Annotated in this window: 18 protein-coding genes; 9 read left to right on the top strand and 9 right to left on the bottom strand. The window is 69.8% G+C overall.

The window, feature by feature from the left end:
• Positions 1–175: 175 nt before the first annotated feature.
• Positions 176–1,183 carry a LuxR C-terminal-related transcriptional regulator gene (locus tag OG898_RS10985; protein ID WP_250750082.1) on the top strand — a complete coding sequence of 336 codons (1,008 nt, stop codon included), beginning with the start codon at positions 176–178 and terminating at the stop codon, positions 1,181–1,183.
• Between the two features lie 35 nt (positions 1,184–1,218).
• Here OG898_RS10985 and OG898_RS10980 read toward each other — a convergent pair whose 3' ends face one another.
• From OG898_RS10980 to OG898_RS10970, 3 genes are all read right to left on the bottom strand, one after another.
• Entirely contained in the window at positions 1,219–1,371 is a 153-nt protein-coding gene (locus OG898_RS10980; RefSeq protein WP_266956482.1) for a hypothetical protein, read from the bottom strand.
• A gap of 125 nt (positions 1,372–1,496) precedes the next feature.
• Positions 1,497–1,859: a hypothetical protein gene (locus OG898_RS10975; RefSeq protein ID WP_250750078.1), complete on the bottom strand. Its 363-nt coding sequence runs from the start codon at positions 1,857–1,859 to the stop codon at positions 1,497–1,499.
• A gap of 100 nt (positions 1,860–1,959) precedes the next feature.
• Entirely contained in the window at positions 1,960–2,535 is a 576-nt protein-coding gene (locus OG898_RS10970) for a YbhB/YbcL family Raf kinase inhibitor-like protein (RefSeq protein WP_266956480.1), read from the bottom strand.
• A 457-nt stretch (positions 2,536–2,992) separates the two neighbouring features.
• Between OG898_RS10970 and leuC the strand changes: the two genes are divergently transcribed.
• The 7 genes from leuC (at position 2,993) to OG898_RS10935 (ending at position 9,971) form a co-directional block, all read left to right on the top strand.
• A complete protein-coding gene (gene leuC, locus OG898_RS10965; protein WP_250750072.1) occupies positions 2,993–4,390 on the top strand; it encodes a 3-isopropylmalate dehydratase large subunit in 1,398 nt (465 codons plus the stop codon).
• 49 nt (positions 4,391–4,439) lie between these two features.
• The gene (gene leuD, locus OG898_RS10960) at positions 4,440–5,081 is read left to right on the top strand and encodes a 3-isopropylmalate dehydratase small subunit (RefSeq protein WP_266956478.1); all 642 of its coding nucleotides are present in this window, start codon (positions 4,440–4,442) and stop codon (positions 5,079–5,081) included.
• Positions 5,078–5,722, top strand: a complete 645-nt coding sequence (locus OG898_RS10955) for an L-threonylcarbamoyladenylate synthase (protein WP_250750066.1) — start codon at positions 5,078–5,080, stop codon at positions 5,720–5,722. Before leuD ends, OG898_RS10955 begins: the two co-directional genes overlap by 4 nt.
• On the top strand, positions 5,719–6,969 hold the full coding sequence (locus OG898_RS10950) for a hypothetical protein (protein WP_250750064.1): 1,251 nt from the start codon (positions 5,719–5,721) through the stop codon (positions 6,967–6,969). Before OG898_RS10955 ends, OG898_RS10950 begins: the two co-directional genes overlap by 4 nt.
• Positions 6,970–7,140: 171 nt before the next feature.
• The gene (locus OG898_RS10945) at positions 7,141–7,659 is read left to right on the top strand and encodes a YbhB/YbcL family Raf kinase inhibitor-like protein (RefSeq protein ID WP_250750139.1); all 519 of its coding nucleotides are present in this window, start codon (positions 7,141–7,143) and stop codon (positions 7,657–7,659) included.
• 84 nt (positions 7,660–7,743) lie between these two features.
• Positions 7,744–8,526 (top strand): L-threonylcarbamoyladenylate synthase, encoded by a 783-nt coding sequence (locus OG898_RS10940; protein ID WP_266956475.1) that lies wholly within the window; start codon positions 7,744–7,746, stop codon positions 8,524–8,526.
• Positions 8,527–8,696: 170 nt separating this feature from the next.
• On the top strand, positions 8,697–9,971 hold the full coding sequence (locus tag OG898_RS10935; protein WP_266956473.1) for an IS701 family transposase: 1,275 nt from the start codon (positions 8,697–8,699) through the stop codon (positions 9,969–9,971).
• 106 nt (positions 9,972–10,077) lie between these two features.
• On the opposite strand, the gene OG898_RS10930 is transcribed toward OG898_RS10935, so the two are convergent.
• The 5 genes from OG898_RS10930 to OG898_RS10910 form a co-directional block, all read right to left on the bottom strand.
• Entirely contained in the window at positions 10,078–11,085 is a 1,008-nt protein-coding gene (locus tag OG898_RS10930) for a TauD/TfdA family dioxygenase (RefSeq protein ID WP_266956471.1), read from the bottom strand.
• 472 nt (positions 11,086–11,557) lie between these two features.
• On the bottom strand, positions 11,558–11,959 hold the full coding sequence (locus tag OG898_RS10925; protein ID WP_250750058.1) for a cupredoxin domain-containing protein: 402 nt from the start codon (positions 11,957–11,959) through the stop codon (positions 11,558–11,560).
• Between the two features lie 420 nt (positions 11,960–12,379).
• Positions 12,380–12,823 (bottom strand): DUF2267 domain-containing protein, encoded by a 444-nt coding sequence (locus OG898_RS10920; RefSeq protein ID WP_266956469.1) that lies wholly within the window; start codon positions 12,821–12,823, stop codon positions 12,380–12,382.
• A 50-nt stretch (positions 12,824–12,873) separates the two neighbouring features.
• Positions 12,874–13,269, bottom strand: coding sequence for a DUF2267 domain-containing protein (locus OG898_RS10915; protein WP_250750051.1), 396 nt, complete (start codon positions 13,267–13,269; stop codon positions 12,874–12,876).
• Between the two features lie 101 nt (positions 13,270–13,370).
• Entirely contained in the window at positions 13,371–13,805 is a 435-nt protein-coding gene (locus OG898_RS10910; RefSeq protein ID WP_250750050.1) for an Hsp20/alpha crystallin family protein, read from the bottom strand.
• Positions 13,806–13,932: 127 nt separating this feature from the next.
• On the opposite strand from OG898_RS10910, the gene OG898_RS10905 reads away from it, so the two are divergent.
• Positions 13,933–14,601, top strand: a complete 669-nt coding sequence (locus OG898_RS10905) for an HSP18 transcriptional regulator (protein WP_250750049.1) — start codon at positions 13,933–13,935, stop codon at positions 14,599–14,601.
• A gap of 656 nt (positions 14,602–15,257) precedes the next feature.
• Here the strand turns inward: OG898_RS10905 and OG898_RS10900 are convergent.
• On the bottom strand, positions 15,258–17,882 hold the full coding sequence (locus OG898_RS10900) for an RICIN domain-containing protein (RefSeq protein ID WP_266956464.1): 2,625 nt from the start codon (positions 17,880–17,882) through the stop codon (positions 15,258–15,260).
• Positions 17,883–17,904 lie beyond the last annotated feature (22 nt).

The raw sequence follows: 17,904 nt of genomic DNA, 5'->3' as shown, positions 1-17,904 counted from the left end.
TGCAGCGGTCGCTCTCACCGGCGATGCCGTAGAACCCCACGGCCCTGTGCTTCAGCCTGGCGGCCATCCCGCCACGCATCGCGCAGAACAGGAACAGGACCCGACGGCTGGGACGGCCTCCGACTGGATCACGATCACGCCGACTACCCCCGGCAAAGGGCGGGGGTGTCAGGAGATGGGGGAGTCGATGCTGGAGTCTCTTGGCCTGGACATGGACGCACTTGCCGTGTATCGGGCGATGTTCGAGTACCCGCAGGCCGAAGTGAAGCAACTCACCGAGCGGCTGGGCTGGCCGGAGGAGCGGGTCCGCACCGCCATGGACGCATTGGCCCGGCTCTCGCTGCTGAGGCCGTCCTCCGACGTGCGGGGAGCGGCCCGCGCGGTCAATCCGGAGGTCGCCTTCGCGGCGATGATAGAAGCCCGCGAGGCTGAGATCTTCGAACGTCAGCAGGAACTGCAGGCCAGCCGCACCGCCGTGGCGCGCATGGTCCAGGACTACGGAGACTTGCGCTCCTCGCAGCGAAGCGGCGGAACAGAGCAGCTGATCGGGCTCGACGAGGTCCGGGCCAAGATCGAGTCCCTCACCCGGTCGGCCCGGCACGAGCTCGTCAGTCTCGTCCCCAGCGGTTCCATCAGCGCGGAAGGGATCAAGGCCAGCCGACCGGTCAACAAGGAACTCCTGGGGCGCGGCGTCCGGATGCGGACCGTCTACCTGGACAGCATGCAGAACAACACCGCCACCTCCGCCCACATCCGGTGGCTCGCGGACCTCGGCTGCGAAGTTCGTACCCGCCCGGCGTTGCCGATCCGCATGATGATCGTCGACCGCGAGCTGGCGCTCGTGCCGCTGGATCCCGACGAGGTCAACAGCGGCGCGATGCTTCTGAGGGGCAGCGGAGCGACCGCCGCCCTGTACGCACTCTTCGAATACATCTGGGGCATCGCCACCCCCTGGGGGGAGAGGCCGGAGAAATCGGACGACGGTCTGACCGGCCAGGAGCGCGAGGTCCTGCGTCTGATGGCAGAAGGGCACACGGACGAAGTGGTGGCCCGCAAACTGGGTGTTTCGGTTCGCACCTGTCGGCGGATCACCGCCGAACTGTCCACCCGCCTCGGCGCCGTCAGCCGATTTCAGGCCGGACTCCGTGCGGCTCAGGAAGGCTGGCTGACAAGCCGCTCCTGAATTGTTCGTGCGGTAAGAGCGGAGAAAGGGGCGAATCAGCCCCAGGTCGCGTCATCGGCGGTCGCGACGGGCGGCGCGGCCACCGTGGAATTCACGGACGTGGAAGCGCTGTCGGCCCAGGCGGCGGAGCCAAGAGTGAGGCCGAGGGCGACGAAGAGGAGACCGGCCGTACGGCGAATGGTGTTCATGAGAGCAATTCCCCCTGTGTGATGACGTGATTTCTTTGGCGTTCTCGCATATGACTTCTGGAAGTTCCGGCGCCGTGCCGGTCTTCCCCCGTGACACCAAGCATCTGTCACGGGGAGTCCGCGTGTCAGCACTCTGGGCTGTCAGGGTCCTGCCCTGGCAAGCCCTTGCCACCCGAGCCGGCGTCGCCCAGCAGGGCGGGCCCTGCGAGCGCGGCGACCAGGTCGGCGCCGCAGCGGGTCAGCAGCCAGCCGCGTAGTTCCGGGCGGCTGGTCAGTAGCGCGGTGTGGATGCGCAGTGCGGACCTCTCCGCCGCGGCGAGGCTCGTGCCGAGCAGGAAGAGCGTGACGTCCGCCCCCGCCGGGTCCGTCTGCACATACACGTGCTCGAGGCCGTCGGCCGCATCGGCCGCCTCCAGCAGCAGCTCCCGCAATCTGGTGCGGGAGAGCGGGTCCACCCCGGCGACGAGCCGGGTGTTCACCAGGTACATCCGCTGCCCTGTCTGGTCGGGTCCCGGGCGTGCCGGGAGCGGTTTCCCGTAGCCGGTCGGCCCTGGCCGCGGGGGCGCCGCTGCCGTGGGCCGGACGGCTTCAGGCGAGCGATGGGTCGAGGGAGTAGTGGCCGGTGAACGACGTCTCGTCCAGGACGTGGCCGTCGATCGCCTCCAGGATGTCGGCGGCGGTGAAGGTGCCGCCCAGGGGGACACGCTCCAGGTCCGTCGCGTAGAGGAGGAACACGTAGCGGTGCACAAGCCCGTCGTTCCGCGGCGGGCACGGGCCGTCGGGACCGGAGCGGCCGCCGGCCTTCGCAGGGTCTCCGGCGAAGAAGCCCCGGTAGCCGTTGGCGCCCTGAGGGGCCCCGAAGGCGGCCTCCGGGCCGGGCTTTCCACCGGGAACGCCATCCTCACCCAGCGCACCCTCGGCGATCTCGCCGAGTCCGGGATCGATGTCGACGAGCACCCAGTGGTTGAACTCCTGGCGAGGCATGTCGGCCGGGACGGCCCGTCCTGTCCGGTTCAGGTCGTCGAACTCGGCCGGGATGCCCACGTCGACGGCGGCCAGAACGAGCGAGCGGGTCCCCTCGGGCACGTCCGACCAGGCCACGTGCGGGTTGCGGTTCGCCGCCGGGGCGTCGTGGTCGTCGAACGTGTTGCTGAACACTTTCATGCGTAAATCCTCCTGTGTCTTTCCAGGCGTGAAACCGACAGATGGAGAAGACATTTCGGCGTAGCCCTCGGCATTCGCCGTGATGTCGGCCAGGCCGCTGTCGAGTCTGCTGCGGAGGGCCTGCGGAAACCAGAGGTGCGGGCGGCAGCGTCCTGCCCCGGCAGCTTTCGGACGTCCCGCAGTGGCATGGGGTTGCCAACGCAGGCTGATGCCATTGGTTTTGCTTGCCGCTGCTCGTCCAGCCGGGCCAGAGTTGTTGTCAGCGGGCCTTACGGCCGCACTCGACGGTGTCGTCCTCGCGGGACGGACGGCGGGGAGTTTCAGCGGCTATCTACAGCTTGGGAATTCGCCTGCTGTTACATGTCTCAGCCTTTGAAAGGCAGCCGAGTTGCGCATGTGTCACTTGCTACCGTCTCAAAATGTAATCACGCAGTCCACAATATGAAATGAGTTGCCCGTGGCCAGGAACACCCTGCTGGAGCGGATCTGGGCGGAGCACACCATCGACGGGACCGGCGGTGAGCTCGTCTACGTCGACATGCACCTGCTCCACGAACTGACGTCCCCTCAGGCCTTCGAAGGGCTCCGGGAGGCAGGCCGGAAGGTGCGCCGCCCGGACCTGACCGTCGCCACCGCGGACCACGACGTCCCGACGCGGGGCCGGCGGGTGCCGCTCAGCGACTCCATCGGTCGCCGACAGCTGGCGCTCCAGATCCGCAACAGCAGGGAGTTCGGGGTGGAGCTCCACCCCATGAACAGTCTCGGCCAGGGCATCGTGCACGTCATCGGCCCGCAGATGGGCCTCACCCTGCCCGGCATGCTGATCGTCTGCGGCGACAGCCACACCGCCACCCACGGCGCGTTCGGCGCGGTGGCCTTCGGCATCGGCACCAGCCAGGTCGAGCACGTGCTGGCCACCCAGACGCTGCGCATCGCCAAGCCGAAGAGCATGCGCGTCCTCATCGAGGGGACGCCCGCGGCCGAGGCCACCGCCAAGGACATCGCCCTGGCGGTGATCCGGGCCATCGGCACCGACGGCGGCACCGGTCACCTCATCGAGTTCCAGGGCGACGTCATCGACCGCATGAGCATGGAAGGCCGGATGACGCTGTGCAACATGGCCATCGAGGCCGGTGCCCGCAGCGGAATGATCGCCCCTGACGAGACGACCTTCGCCTACCTGGAGGGGCGTGACCGAGCCCCTCAGGGTGAGGACTGGGAGAGGGCCAAGAAGGCCTGGGCCGCGTACCGCAGCGCCCCGGACGCCGAGTTCGACCGGGAGGTCGTGGTCGACGTGGACGGGCTCCGCGCGATGGTCACCTGGGGGATCAACCCCGGTCAGGCCGTCGCGGTCGACGGACGGGTCCCGGACCCCGAGGCCATGGCCGATCCGGTCTCCCGCGAGGCCGGCCGCCGTGCCCTCGACTACATGGGGCTCGAGGCGGGGCAGCGCCTGGCCGACATCCCCATCCGCACCGTCTTCATCGGCTCCTGCACCAACGGGCGCATGGAGGACCTGCGGGCGGCGGCCGCGGTCGTGCAGGGGCGCAAGGTTGCCGACGAGGTGACTGCCCTCGTCGTGCCCGGCTCGGAACAGATCAAGCGCCTGGCCGAGGCCGAGGGACTGGACCGCGTCTTCACGGAAGCCGGCTTCGAGTGGCGCAATCCGGGCTGCTCGATGTGCATCGCCGTCAACGGTGACCGGGTGCCCGCCGGTACCCACTCCGCCTCCACCTCGAACCGGAACTTCGAGGGACGGCAAGGGCCCGGAGCCCGTACCCACCTGGTGTCCCCCGAGACGGCTGCGGCGACTGCGCTGCTCGGGCGGCTGGCCGGCAGCGCGGAGATCTCCTGAAGGTCCCGGGACCGCCTTGCCGGGATATTTTTCTGACTAAGGATCAAAAATGGAAAAAATAGAGGTAATACGTGGGCGAGGCGTCCCGCTGGACGCCTCCGACGTGGATACGGACCAGATCATTCCGGCCGTGTGGATGAAGCGGGTCGAACGGACCGGCTTCGAGGACGGCCTGTTCCAGAAGTGGCGCCGTGACCCGGAGTTCGTCCTGAACCGCCCCGAGCGCGCGGGGGCCACCATCCTGGTCTCCGGCCCCAACTTCGGCTGCGGTTCCTCGCGGGAGCACGCGCCCTGGGCCCTGCGGGACTTCGGCTTCAAGGCGGTGATCGCGCCGAGCTTCGCCGACATCTTCCGCAACAACCTGCCCAACGTGGGCCTGGTACCCGTCACCCTCGACGCAGCCGCCACCGGGAAGATCATGGACGCGGTCACGGCGGACGCCACGGCCGAGGTGACCGTCGACCTGCTGCGGGCCACGGTCACCTGCGAGGCCGCGGGCGTGGTGGCGGAGCCCTTCGTCCTCGACGAGGGGGCCCGCTACCGGCTCACGCACGGACTGGACCTCATCGACCTCGCCGCCGAGGCGGAGGAGGCCATCGGCCTCCACGAGGCATCCCGGCCCTTCTGGATGCCGCGTACCAACGGACAGGTCGAGGACGTCTTCGAGGACTCGGGGGTGGAGGTCGCATGAGCGCGGAGATCATCGACGAGGCCGACGGCGACGGAATCCGCCGGGCCGGTGACGCCCTGCGGGCGGGGGCAGTGGTCGCCGCCCAGACCGACACCAACTACGGCATCTTCTGCAACCCGTTCCTGGAGCAGTCCTGCGAGCGCCTGTACGACATGAAGCGCCGCGACGGCAGCAAGCCGTTGACCCTGTTCGTCTCCAGTCCCTCGGACTGGGTGCGCTGGGCCCGCCGGCCGGCGGGGGTGGACGTCGAGGCGCTGGTGGAGCGCTTCTGGCCGGGGCCGCTGAACCTCGTCATGCGCAAGCGGGAACTCGTACCGGACTGGGTCACTTCCGGCAAGGACACCGTGTCCGTCGTCCACAACGTCAGCCGCACGCTGAACCAGCTGTCGCTCTACAGCGGGCTGGCGATCGCCGCCACCTCGGCGAACATCAGCGGCACCATGGACGAGGGGCTCGTCACGTTCGACATCGCCTACGAGCACATCGGCAAGCACTGCGACATCATCGTCCGCGCGGGCGCCCCCTCGAAGTTCACCCGCAGCAGCACCATCCTCAGCCTGCTGGACACGCCCGCCATCGTGCGCCAGGGCGATCTGGCGGCTGAGGAGCTCGCCCCGTACCTGCCGGGTCTGGAGCGATGACCGACGTGAAGGAACAGGCCCGCTACGCCGCACGGGTACAGGCCTACCGCATCGTCTCCCGCGCCTACTTCCACCTGCCGGTCGTCGTCGTCTTCCTCATCCAGCAGGGTTTCGGCCCGCTGGCCACGGCGGCCCTGCTCGCCCTCTACGGAGTCACTGCGGCCCTGGGGGACCACGTGGTGGCCCCCCTCCGGCGGCGGCTGTCGCTGGCGGGCTGTCTGGTGGCGGGAGAGGCCGTCAAACTCGCGGGCCTGCTGATCCTGCTGGCGCCGGTCTCCACCGGGGTCGCGGTCGCCTCCCAGGTGCTCGCCGGTCTGGGGTTCTGTCTGACGGCCGGGACGGACGCGGCCCTCGCCTCGACCCTGCTCTCCGGCGAGCGCTTCCGCACCCGCGAGGCACGGACCCAGGCGGGGATGTTCCTCATCTCCTTCGCCGCGGGCGTCCTCGGAGCGTTGGCCTACGCCCAGTACGACCGGGCCCCCTTCGTACTGTCGGCGTTGGGCTGCGCCGTCGCCGCGCTCGTCGTCCTGCCGGGCGGCCGGGGCGGGCTGCGCCCGCAGACGGCGGAGCCGGGCGCCGGCGGTACGGCGGTGACGGGCCCGGGCCGGGTGCTGCCCTGGCAGGTACGGCTCTGGGCCTCGTACTACTCCGTGTCCCGTGCCGTGCTGCTGACCGCCTACACCTTCCTGCTGCCGCTGCTGCTGTTCTTCGGGGAACAGCTCTCCGTGACCATGTTCGGCGCGGTGCTGGGCCTCTACACCCTGTGCGGACTGATGTCCGTACGGCTGTCCCTGGCCTGGCAACGCCGCTATTCGGCGACCACTCTCTTCTGGCTCAGCAGCGGGGCCATGGTGCTCGGTCTGCTCCTCCTGGCCCCCGGCGGCCTGCTCGCCATCGCCGGCGGCACCGCGCTGCTGGGCCTGGCGGGCGGCACCGTCCGGCCCACCACGATGGGTTTCCTCGGACCGGCCATGGCCGGCCTTTCCGACGCGGAGCGCCAGCGGGTGACCCGCGGTCTGGAGCGGCGCCAAGGCATCGTCCAGGCAGCCCTGCTGATCGGCGCGGGCCTGTGGCTCGGCTCCGGCGGCAGCGCCACGGAGGCCGTGGCGGCGTGCGCCGTGCTGGTGGTGGCCGGCCAGGCGGTCGCGGCCCGGCTGGTGGCGCGGCAGGCCGCGACGAAGCCGGACGGCGGGCCGGAAGACCGGACATCCACCCGGTCCGGCGCCCCGCCCGTGTCCGCGACATGACTCCGGAGACGACACCGCGTCAGGGCCCGCTCCGAGAACGGCGCCGCCCGGCTCCGTGCCCGACCGCGTCCCACCGGCCCCCAGCCCCAACCCTGTCCCCGTTATCCATGTCCGCCGGCCCCCCGCCCCTCGGCGCGGCCGGCGCACCGACGACGAAGGAGCACACCCGTGCTGACCCGTCCGATCCCGCCCCACCCCTATGACTTCCTCCCGGCGCTGCCCGAGCTGAAGGTCGTCTCCGACGATGTCCGGCACGGCGACCGGCTGTCCGAGGCTCAGCTGGCCTCGGGCGGGAACGTCAGCCCCGCCTTCACCTGGGAGCCGGGCCCGGAGGGAACCGCCTCCTACGCGGTGACCTGTTTCGACCCGGACGCTCCCACCCCGGGTGGCGTCTGGCACTGGGTCCTGGCCGACATCCCCCCGCACGTGCACAGCCTGCCGGCGGGCGGGGAGTCCGGAGCCGGCCGGGAGCTGCTCAACGACCTGGGCTCCCTCGGCTTCGCGGGAGCCGCCCCGCCGCCGGGAGACCGCGAGCACCGGTACATCTTCGCGGTCCACGCCCTGGGCGTGGCCGAGCTGCCGGTCGACGAACGGACCCCGGCCGCCCTCGTCGGCTTCCACCTGACGGTGAATTCCCTGGCCCGGGGCACGATCACCGGCCTCGCCCGGACCGCCGAGCAGTCCGAGTAGCCCCCGGCCGCCTCCCGGCGGCCCCTGCGCCACCCACATCCCCGTGCGTCCGTACGGATTCCACAAGAGCGGAGCGAAATTCCGATGCCGAGCAACACCCCGCGGGGCCCCTGGCAGGGGGAACCCGTACCCGAGGCCCTGGAGGCCCTGTCCGCGCCGGGCGGCCTGGTCGTCTGTGCGACCAAGGTCGGATACATCCTGATGACCACGGACGGCCGTGGTCTGGAGCGGAAGTTCGACGCCAAGCGGCGCAACCGGAACAAGCCCGGTGTCGTGCTGTGCGCCGATCTGGACCAGCTCAAGGAGCTGGCCGAGCTGAACGAGGAGGTCCTGGCCTTCTACGAGCAGCACTGGGAGCAGGACGTGCTGCTCGGCTGCATCCTGCCGTGGCGGCAGGAAGCCCTTGCGCTGCTCCCCGACGAGACCACCCGCGAGCTGGCCACGGACACCCGCGGCACCAGCTGCTTCGTGATCCGTTTCGGGCGGCCCGCCGAGCAGCTGGTCGAGCGGATGTGGTCCGAGCGCCGGCTCGTCTTCGCCAGTTCCGCCAACCCCTCGGGGGTCGGCAACAAGGGGCGGGTCGAGAACATCGGCACGCGCATCGAGGAGCAAGCGGACTTCATCGTCAGCGCCGACGACTACGTGGCCTCCATCCAGCCCGACAAGGACGAGGACACTCGCCACGAACAGGGCGTCATGGTGTCGATGGTCGACGGTGAAGGGGCGCTCGTGCCCGTGCAGAAGGGGGAGCGGTCCGTTTCCCCGGCACCGGTGCTCATTCGTCGTGGTCTCGACTGCCCGGTGATCATGGAGAACCTGTCGGAGATCTACCCCTCCTGGGACTACCGCCACGGCGAGTACTACTGAGGGAGCCCGTCCCTGGAGGCTCGGCCCGTCCACGGCCGGGCCCCCGGGGACGGAAGGCACCACACGGCAGGGGGCTGTCCGGGTCTGACCGCCGGAGCCCCCTCTGCCCTGTCGTGCGAAGTTCATCAGCCAGAGCTGAGATCGACTCTAGGGGGGAGTTGAAATCCGCAATGAATACACAGGCAGCATGGCTCGCACCGTCGTATGCCACGCCGGCGCAGAGGGCCGCGGAAGAATGGGGGGAGCGATGTGACGACCTCCTGGAACAGGTGGGACTGCAGTTCTTCTCGCGGTCCGACCTCAGGAATCACGCCCAGGAATACGTCCGTTCCCTGCTCGTGGGAACCACCATGGCCGAAAGCATTCTGCCGACCGCGGCGGAGAGCGGAGCATTCTGGCTGCAGCAGCATCTGCTCGGCCGGTCGGTATGGGATGCCGACAGCCTGCGCGACTTCACCATGCGCTATGTCGTGGAAGGGCTGGCCGACAGTAGCGGTCCCGGTGTACTCGTCCTCGACGAGACCGCTTTCAAGAAGAAGGGCAACGCCTCGGCCGGGGTCGCCCGGCAGTATTCGGAAGCGCTTGGCGGCGCCGTCTCCTGCCAGATAGGCGTGATGGCGTCCTGGTCCACCCGGACCGGCACCGCCCTGGTCGACCGGGAGCTGTACCTGCCGCCCGACTGGGACACGGAACCGGTCCGGCGCCGCAACGCGCACGTTCCCGACAAGGCCCGCCACGTCTCCAGGGCCGAGCTCGCGCGGCGCATCGTCCAACGGTTCCGGACTCGGGCCCCAGCCGGCGCCGCGGCGGGGATGTGGGTCGTGGCCGATACCCAGCTGGGCTGCGACCGGGCCTTCTGCGCCTACCTGGAGGACCAGGGCATACCCCACGTGGTGGGAGTGCCTCCGGATCACCCCGTGCTGCCCCATCCGGGCTGGCGCAGGGTGTCCAGGCTGGTGCAGCGGTACGCCGAGGAGCGTGAATGGGACAGGCTGGCCGTCGGCTCCGACACGATGGACGCCGGCCCCTGGGAGTGGTGGGTGCGGCGCATACCGTCGGAGCCGGCACAGACGGCCGGACAGGCGGCCGCGAGGCCGGGCGGCATGGCGCGTTGGCTCCTCGCCTGCCGCCGGGCGGGGGACCCGCAGCCGCGGCGCTATTTCATCGCCCGCGGCCCGGTGGACGTCTCGCTCTACGACCTGGCGCAGGCGGTCGCGGCCTGGCGGCACGGCCGCGACGCACTCGCCGGGGCCACCGAGCGCTGTGGCCTGGGGGCGTACCGCGTGCGCTCCTGGCACGGCTGGTACCGGCACATCACGCTCGCCCAGCTCGCGGCGGGCTTCCTGGCCGTGCATGCCGGCGGGCACTCCTACGGCGCGGCGCCTTGGGAGCCGGGGCCGTCCGTCCCGTGGGAGCCGCTGTCGAGCCTCGGCGAGAGGTGTTAGCGGACGCCGTCCGGACATGGCGGCGACGCCTGGCGTTCCTGCCGCCGGGCGTCGCCGCCATGTCCGTGGCCTCTGCGCGGGATGCGCGTGCGTCCAGGGGGAGGGCTCAGTCCAGTACGCGTCCGCGCACCCCGTCGAGCCATACGTCGCTGTGGACGTCGGCGGCGGCGTCGTCGCGGAAGGCGTACGTCTTCAGGAGCCAGCGCAGCCGCGTGGTCTCGAAGTGCTGGATGTCCACCATCTGGCGGCTGTGCAGGCCGTCCTGGTTGGCGATCACGAGGAGGTCGCCCTCCTGGATGCGGTGGTACTGCTCGCGGCTCTTGGCCAGCGCGTCACGGAACTGCCGCACTGCCTCGTAGTGCGGCGCCGAGGAGGGGTCCGCGGGCATGGTGCGGGTGTCGTAGTAGCGGAAGCTGTGCTCATTCTCCAGGAGCGTGTGCAGGTCGGAGACCTGCTGCTTCCGGTTGGAGGCCCGGGAGAGCTCGTCGTAGGGAGTGACGAACGCCTTCTCCCGCAGCAGCTCCTGGTTCTCGGGAGAGATGAACTTCAGGAGTTCACGACCGTCCACGTACTTCGTGAAGACGAGGTCGTCCGTGGGGCAGCGCATGCCGAGCAGGGCCAGGTAGTCGGCCCGGACCGGGTGCGCCGTACGGTCGTTGTGCCAGTAGAGCTCCCAGTCCGTCTTCTGCGTCTGGGTGCCGCTGTAGCGGTTGTCGGCGTACACGTCGTGGAAGAAGTCGCCGTTGTTGCGCGTGGCGTAGGAGAGAAGCGGGGTCGCGGTGAGCTGAGCGAGGAGCTCGAGCACTCCCTCCCCGACGAAGGTCTGCTTCTGCAGGTACTTGTCGTCCACCGGATTCGTCTGGTCGAAGACCGGCCTGTCCACGTCCAGCGGGCAGTTGGACACTACGTGCGCGTAGGTCAGCTTGTCATCGCGCTGACGCTTGATCAGGCGGCAGGCGTCGACGAAGCCGGCCGGTACGCGCTCCTCGGCGATGAGGCTTCCGATCGCGTCGCGGAACTTCTCGTAATCCGTGTACGGGTTCGCCCCGAGGAATGTAAGAGAATCCGAAAGGCTGTTGCGGTCGGTTTCCGAGAAGGTGTAAATCGCTTTCATGGGGCAGGTGATCCTCTGAGATTTGGAGGCGTCCTGCACCGGGATTCCCGGTGCAGGACATTGGCGTTGATCGTCGACTCGGAGCGCTGTGGAGAAGGGTCGTGCCCAAATTCCTGGCCGAGTGGCTCCAGTCGACTGCGTACCGCCCTCTTGAGGCGTGATCAACTTATCCAAATCTCGTCGGCGGCAGGCGTATCCCGGAAGACGGCGATCTCCACCTGCAGAACTTTCTTTTCCTGTAAAAAACGTTCTTCCGCGCCCGAAGGGTTCGCCCGTGCGAATACGGGGAGGTCGTCCCGGAACGGCCGGCGGCGTCCTGAAGGGGGGTGCGGCGGTGGAATGGCGGCCGACGTCCAGGAACCGAGTCGACGGCTGTTGCTGTACTTCGCCGCCCGGGCGGAGGAGGGAGTGTGGACCACGGCCGGCGCGGAGTCCGATGCCGCCGGCCGGCTGCCTCCAGGGGCGCCCGGTGTCAGCTGACGACGAGTGTCCCCTTCATCTCCGGGTGGACGGAGCAGAAGAAGGGGTAGCTGCCGGGCTTGGACGGTGCGGTGAAGGTGCCGGACGCGCCGCCTTCGATCGTGCCGGTGTCGAAGGCGTAGCCCTCGGTGGCGGTCAAGGTGTGCGGAGCCGAGTCCTCGTTGATCACGGTGACCTTTGCGCCGGCGGGGACCTTGACGTCCGCAGGGATGAACTTGAAGTCCTTGATGCGAACTTCCACACCCTCGACCGTCACGGTCGACGTGCTGGCGGGTGCGGACAGGGGCGCGGCGCTGGTACTTGTGACGCCGACGATGGCGAGCAAGGCGCAGGCGGCGGCGACCGCTGCACCCCGAGCACGGATGCGAATGCGGTGGGAACGGGTGAGCGACATGGCTTCCCCTCTCACGGATCTGTGATGGTCTCGACCGGCATGACGGTCGCCCTCTGTGGCCGTGATCAGCCGCGCGATGTCTTGCGCGTGGTGTCGAGAATCAGTGCGCCGAAGAGTGCTGCCGGCGGAGCTGCCACGATGATCGCCGCAGTGGGTGCCGGCGTGGGCACGGGAGGCTCCTGTTCGGACCTGAGCCTCTGCCCCATTGTCCCAGGCCCCCGCTGTCGGGGCACTTCGTGGCCATGGGGCCGTCGGGCCGTCGAGCGACTCCCGGTGCCGTCCGCAAGCGCATCGCCACCGCAGTTCTGCTCGCCGCAACAACCGTCGGGGCGTTCGTTCCCGCGGCGGCGGCTCGGCCAGTCGACCCGGTACAGCGGCAGTTGGATCTGCTCGTCGAGGCGGGTGTCGCGGAGCGCGGGATCAGGCGGCAGTCTGGGTCTGTCGCAGCTCTGCCTGGCCGAAGAGGATGGCGTAGCCGCCGGGGAGCCGGCGGAGGATCCGGGCCAGCAGGTCGGGGCCGGCGAGGCGGGTGACGACGGCGAGTACGGCGCCAGTGTCCCAGCGTGCAGTGGCGGGGGTGGCGCCGGTGCGGGTGGCCATGTCCTTGACGAAGCCCCAGCCGGTGAGCTGTTCGGTGGCGGGGATCTGGGCGGTCAGGGTGAGAGCGGCCTCGACGGGGAGGCATTGTGCGAGGTCGACGCGCTGGTCTCCGGTGACCTGTCGGCCGAGGGCGCCGAGGACGGTGCGTACGGCTTCTTCGGCGCGTTCGAGGGTGGGGTAGGCGCCCTCGTAGCGGACGCGTTCCAGCATCTGCTCGAACGTCATGGCGGTCGGGGCCGGGTTCGCTCGAGGTCGGTCGTACATGGTGCTGCGGTTGCCTTTCTCTTCGAGGGTTCGGTTTCATGCGGCCGCGGTCAGGTGGGCTGGGGGTGGCCGAAGAGGAGGTCGTAGCCGGGCGGGAGCTGGAGCAGGATCTCGCGGGTGAGGGCGTCGCCGGCCGCGGCGGCCACGGTGGACAGGACGGCGCCGATGTCCCACAGGGCCGTCTTCTCGGTGGCGCCCTCGATCCAGGCCGCGGTCGCGCGGACGAAGCGTTCGGGCGAGAGCGGTTCGGCGGCCTGCAGGGGGTTGAGGAGAATCAGGGCGTACGTCTCGGGGAGCCGGGCCGCGAGCTCGGCCCGCACGGTGCCGACCAGGTGTGCGCCCAGAAGGGCAAGGACGACTCGGGCAGCACGTTCGGCTTCCCCGGGGGTCTGGTACTCGCCGCGTTCCTGGACGTGGGCCAGAAAGGCTTCCCTGCGCATCGACATCACATCACCTCCGGGGAGGGTGGAGGAAGCAGAGGGGCCGGAGGACGGGGTGCCGGAGGGGGAATCGGTTCCCCGTCCTCCGCCGCTGGGGGCAGGGCTGGTCAGCCGGAGATCTGCTTGCGGCCGGTCTCGCCGCCGATGCTGATCTTGCGGGGCTTGGCGCGCTCGGCGATCGGGATCCGCAGGGTCAGGACACCCGCGTCGTAGTCGGCTTCGATGTGCTCGGTGTCGAGTGTGTCGGCCAGCATGATCTGCCGGGAGAAGACGCCCAGCGGCCGCTCGGAGAGCTCCATCTGCACGCCGTCGGACTTCTCCGCGGGCCGGCGCTCGGCCTTGACGGTCAGCATGTTCCGCTCGACGTCGATGTCGATCGCCTCGGTGCTCACACCGGGGAGGTCGAAGGCGATGACGTACGCGTCGCCCTGGCGGTAGGCATCCATCGGCATCACGGACGGCTTCGACCACGTGCCCGAGGCACCCGACAGCTGCTGGACGATCCGGTCCATCTCGCGGAACGGGTCAGTGCGCATCAACATCGCGAAACACCTCCAGTTGGTTCAGGCAGGAACTGCCAATGCGCTTCAACGTGCTCCCGTTGTAACATGTCATCGGAACGATGACAAGCAAGAAGTCATCTGGAGGACGACAGCGACGGAGAGTGATATGAAAGAGGCCGCCGAGCCCACCGCACCAGTCCCCTTCCTGGCCGCCGCGGCGGCACTGGAGGCCATCGACCAGGCCGTAAAGGACGCGCAGCGACCCGACGCGGCCATGCCTGCGGGCAACGCGGCGCCCGCGACGGGCTCCGGCCCGCATCCGGCTCTGGCCGCACTGCTGATGTTGCGCGAGGTCCGTGAGCAGCTCGCGGGCTGGGAGAGCGGGCTGATCGAAACCGCCCGCGGTCAGGGCGCCAGCTGGGCCGACCTCGCGGGCCCCCTCGGGGTCGCCAGCCGTCAGGCCGCCGAACGCCGCTACCTGCGCCTGCGTCCCGGCACCGCCGGAAGCACCGGCGACCAGCGCGTCCAGGCCACCCGCGACACACGCGCCGCCGACCGCACTGTCACCGCCTGGGCCCGCGACAACGCGGCCGACCTGCGCCGCCTCGCCGGGCAGGTGACCTCCCTCATCGGCCTGCCCGCCAGCGCCCGAGATGCCGTCGACGACCTGAACGGAGCCCTCGCCGACAACGACGCCGCCCGCCTCGTCCGGCCGCTCGCCGGCACCCGCCCTCACCTGCGACCCGAAGACGCCGAGCTCGCCGCACGCATCGACGCCCTGACCCGCCACGCCGACCAGCTCCGACAGGACAGCCACGACCAGCGCAACACGTGACCCGTTCCCCCTGAACCCGGGGCCGGCCACCGGATTTCGGGGCCGCGCCCGTCGACCGAAGCGGCCGGCGCCACCGCTCCTGCGCGTGATCGATGACCTACGCCCCCGTCCACCGACGGCGTGCGGAGCGGCGAACTGGCTGGACTGGGTCGGTGGTTGCCGCTCCTGGTGTGTGCAGGCGAATTCGCACACGAGCGTCAGCTTGTGGTGCAGGTCGCATTGAATGCGTCTCGCGATACGAGGCGCCCCCCGCGTCCAGGTGGTGCACGTGGTGCGCGAAAGGGCCTCCGGGCAGGGCATTTCGGCGAGTTGGGTCACGCGGAGGGCGCGGAAGGGTCGGAGAGGTCTAGACAACGACGAAGCCCCAGGTTACTGACCTGGGGCTTCGTGGAAGAGCGGATGACGGGAATCGAACCCGCGCTACAAGCTTGGGAATCACTCGCCACTCAAGGGCCTGCGCAGCCTCTGACCTGCTGAGATGATGGCCGCGAGCAGCGTGGGAGCGGATCCGTCGGGCCCTCTGTCGACCGCTGTTCACCGCCTCTACTGGCACGTTGTGGCACGGCGTCCCGTCGAGGGGGCGGGGAGGCGTCTTCCCTCAGCCATGGCGGGGCCGCAGGCAGTTCCGCCTGCGGCCCCGCTCGGGTGTGCTGGGGTCAGGACGGGTCGCCGTACTGGAGGCCGCGTCCGTTGGTGCCGACGTAGACACGCCCGTAGGTGTCGGGGTCGCCTGCGATGACGCCGACGCCGCCGATGCTGCCCCACTGGTGGGCGTCGTCGTTGACGCGGAGCCAGGTGGCGCCCTTGTCGGTGGAGCGGAAGACGCCGGTGACGTCCTTGACGGTACCGATCAGGTACAGGGCCTGATAGTCCGCGCCCGGCGCGGCCTTGCCGAAGCCGAGGGCAGAGCCGGACCGCACCGTCGTGAGCGTGGTGAAGGTGCGACCGCCGTCGGTGGAGTGCAGCAGCCCCTTGTCAGCGCCGGCGATCCACAGGTCCCCGGCGATGCCGGGGACGGCCGTGAGCCGGCCGGCGGGCAGGTTGCCGGCGCGGGCGGTGAAGGTCGCGCCGCCGTCGGTGCTGGCGTGGAGCGTGCCGTCGGACAGGGAGTAGAAGGTCTTGGCCGAGGAACGGTCGGCGACGACTGCGGCGTCGTTGCCCAGGCCGTTGACCCTCGACCAGCTCGCCCCGTTGTCGGTCGAGCGGTACGGGGCCTGACCGGCCTCGGTCCAGACGATGGTGGAGCCGTCCGCCGATAGCGCGATACGGCCGTCCCGGGCACCGGCCACAGGCTCCGCCTTGAAGCCGGTCCAGTTGCTGCCGCCGTCGGTGGAGTAGGCGCCGTCCTGCTCGCCGCCACGGCCGACGCGGACCATCATCGAGGGCTTGGACTGGGCGAAGTCGATGTCGGTGCTGTTGGCCATCAACGGGTTCTTCAGCCGCCCGGAGGGCACCTTGGTCAGGTCGTCGTGCCGGAAGCCGCCCTGGTCGCCCATGGAGGTGATGACGGTGGCGCCGCCGGGAGGGGCGATCGCGTCCAGCAGCGCGGTCTCCTCCAGCCCTCGGGCACCCATGCTCCAGTGGCTGGTGCCGCCGCTGTCGGAGGCATTGGCGTCCTTGCTGCGCAGGATGCCGTTGCCGGTGCCGTACAGCACGTGCCCGGAGTCGAAGGGATCGATGGCCAGGGCGGTCATCCAGTGCCCGGTGTGAGTGCCGACGTAAGGAGCGCCGGAGGCGTCCCGCACCGACGTGTCGGCCAGCGCCTTCCAGTTCGAACCGCCGTCGGTGGTCCGGTAGATCTCGTCCTCGGGCCACCAGCGGCCGAGGGTGGTGACCATGACCGTGGACGGCTTGCGCGGGTCGACCGCCAGACCGGAGAAGCCGTAACTTCCCTGGGACGGGGAGATGTTCTTCCACGCCCCGCTGCCCGGCGTGTACTTCCACACCGAACCCGCCGTCACGCCGTTGGGTCCGAGATTGTTGGTGGACGTCAGGTACAGCGATCCGTCACCGGAGAGTACGCCGTGCTGCGGCATCTGGCCGGCGGGCTGCCCGGAGACGGCCTGCCAGGTGCTGCCGCCGTCGGTTGAGCGGTACAGGGAGGTGGATCTGTCGGCGACGCCGACGTAGACCGTCTTGCTGCCGGCCGGGCCGTACGTCACGAAGGAGATGCCGCCGCCGCTGCTCGCCCCGTCCTTGACGGGGAACGAGGAGACCTGGCTCCATGTGACGCCGTGGTCGGTGCTGCGCCACAGGCCGTTCTTGCGGGTGCCTAGGAGCAGGTTGGCGTTGTTCGCGGGGTTGACCGCCAGCCGCTCGCCCGCCCCGCGGCCGTCCTCGTTGGCGCCCAGCTTGAAGGGCAGGTTGGTGCGCTTGAAGGTGCGGCCCTTGTCGGTGGAGCGCAGGATCGCGCCGTTGCCCGCCCAATCATTGGTGTAGGTGCCCGCCCCGAGGTAGAGCCGCTTGGGGTCGACGGGGTCGGTGGCCACCGAGTCGATGCCCAGCAGGTTCCAGTCCTTCTCGCCGACCCAGTCGGTCAGCGGGATCCACTGCTCGGCCGCGGTGTCCCAGCGGTAGGCGCCGCCCATGTCCGTGCGCGCGTACAGCAGGCCCTTCTCACGCGGGTTGAACACCAGCCCGGTGACGTAACCGCCGCCCACCACCTGGGCGTTGCTCCACACATACGGTCCGGTCCCGGCCGCCGGGGCCTCGGCCGTCCTCACCAGCTTCCACTGCTGGTTGGTGCTGCCCTTGCCGGGGTACTGGATGACCACCGCGCCATTGGCCGTGGAGCCTCCGGAGACGTCCAGGACCTGGCCGCTCCTGCGGGAGGTGAAGGTGACGGCGTCGGAACCGCCCACCTCGTCGATCCGCCACTCCTGGGAGGCGGAGGCGCTGTCGGTCTGCTGCTCGGCGGCGGCCGCCTGGGCAGTCGAACCGCCCGCTATGCCCAGCACTTTGCCGCTGTTGCGGTTCACCAGCTCGTAGTGGCCGTCCCCGGTGGGTCTCAGCTTCCACTGCTGGTTGGCGGTGTTCTGGTCGGTCCACTGCTGGATGTGGGTGCCGTCGGCGGTGGAGAAGGCGTTGACGTCCAGCGCCTTGCCGCTGCGTACGGAAACCAGCCGGTAGTAGGCATTGCCGTCGACCGTCGCGGCCTGCGAGTCGTCCTGCACGAACAGGAGATACGGCACGACGAGGGCGGGCGCTCCGAGCAGCAGTCCGGTCGCGGTCCAGCGACGGCGGTGACGCCCGCGGCGCCCACGGTTCGTGGGGTTCTTCATGGTGGGTTGTTTCTCCTTGCGT

The organism is Streptomyces sp. NBC_00193 (assembly GCF_026342735.1).
Classification (GTDB): domain Bacteria; phylum Actinomycetota; class Actinomycetes; order Streptomycetales; family Streptomycetaceae; genus Streptomyces; species Streptomyces stoeckheimensis.
Note: the sequence above shows the minus strand (reverse complement) of the source record. Positions and strands in the feature narration are given on the sequence as shown.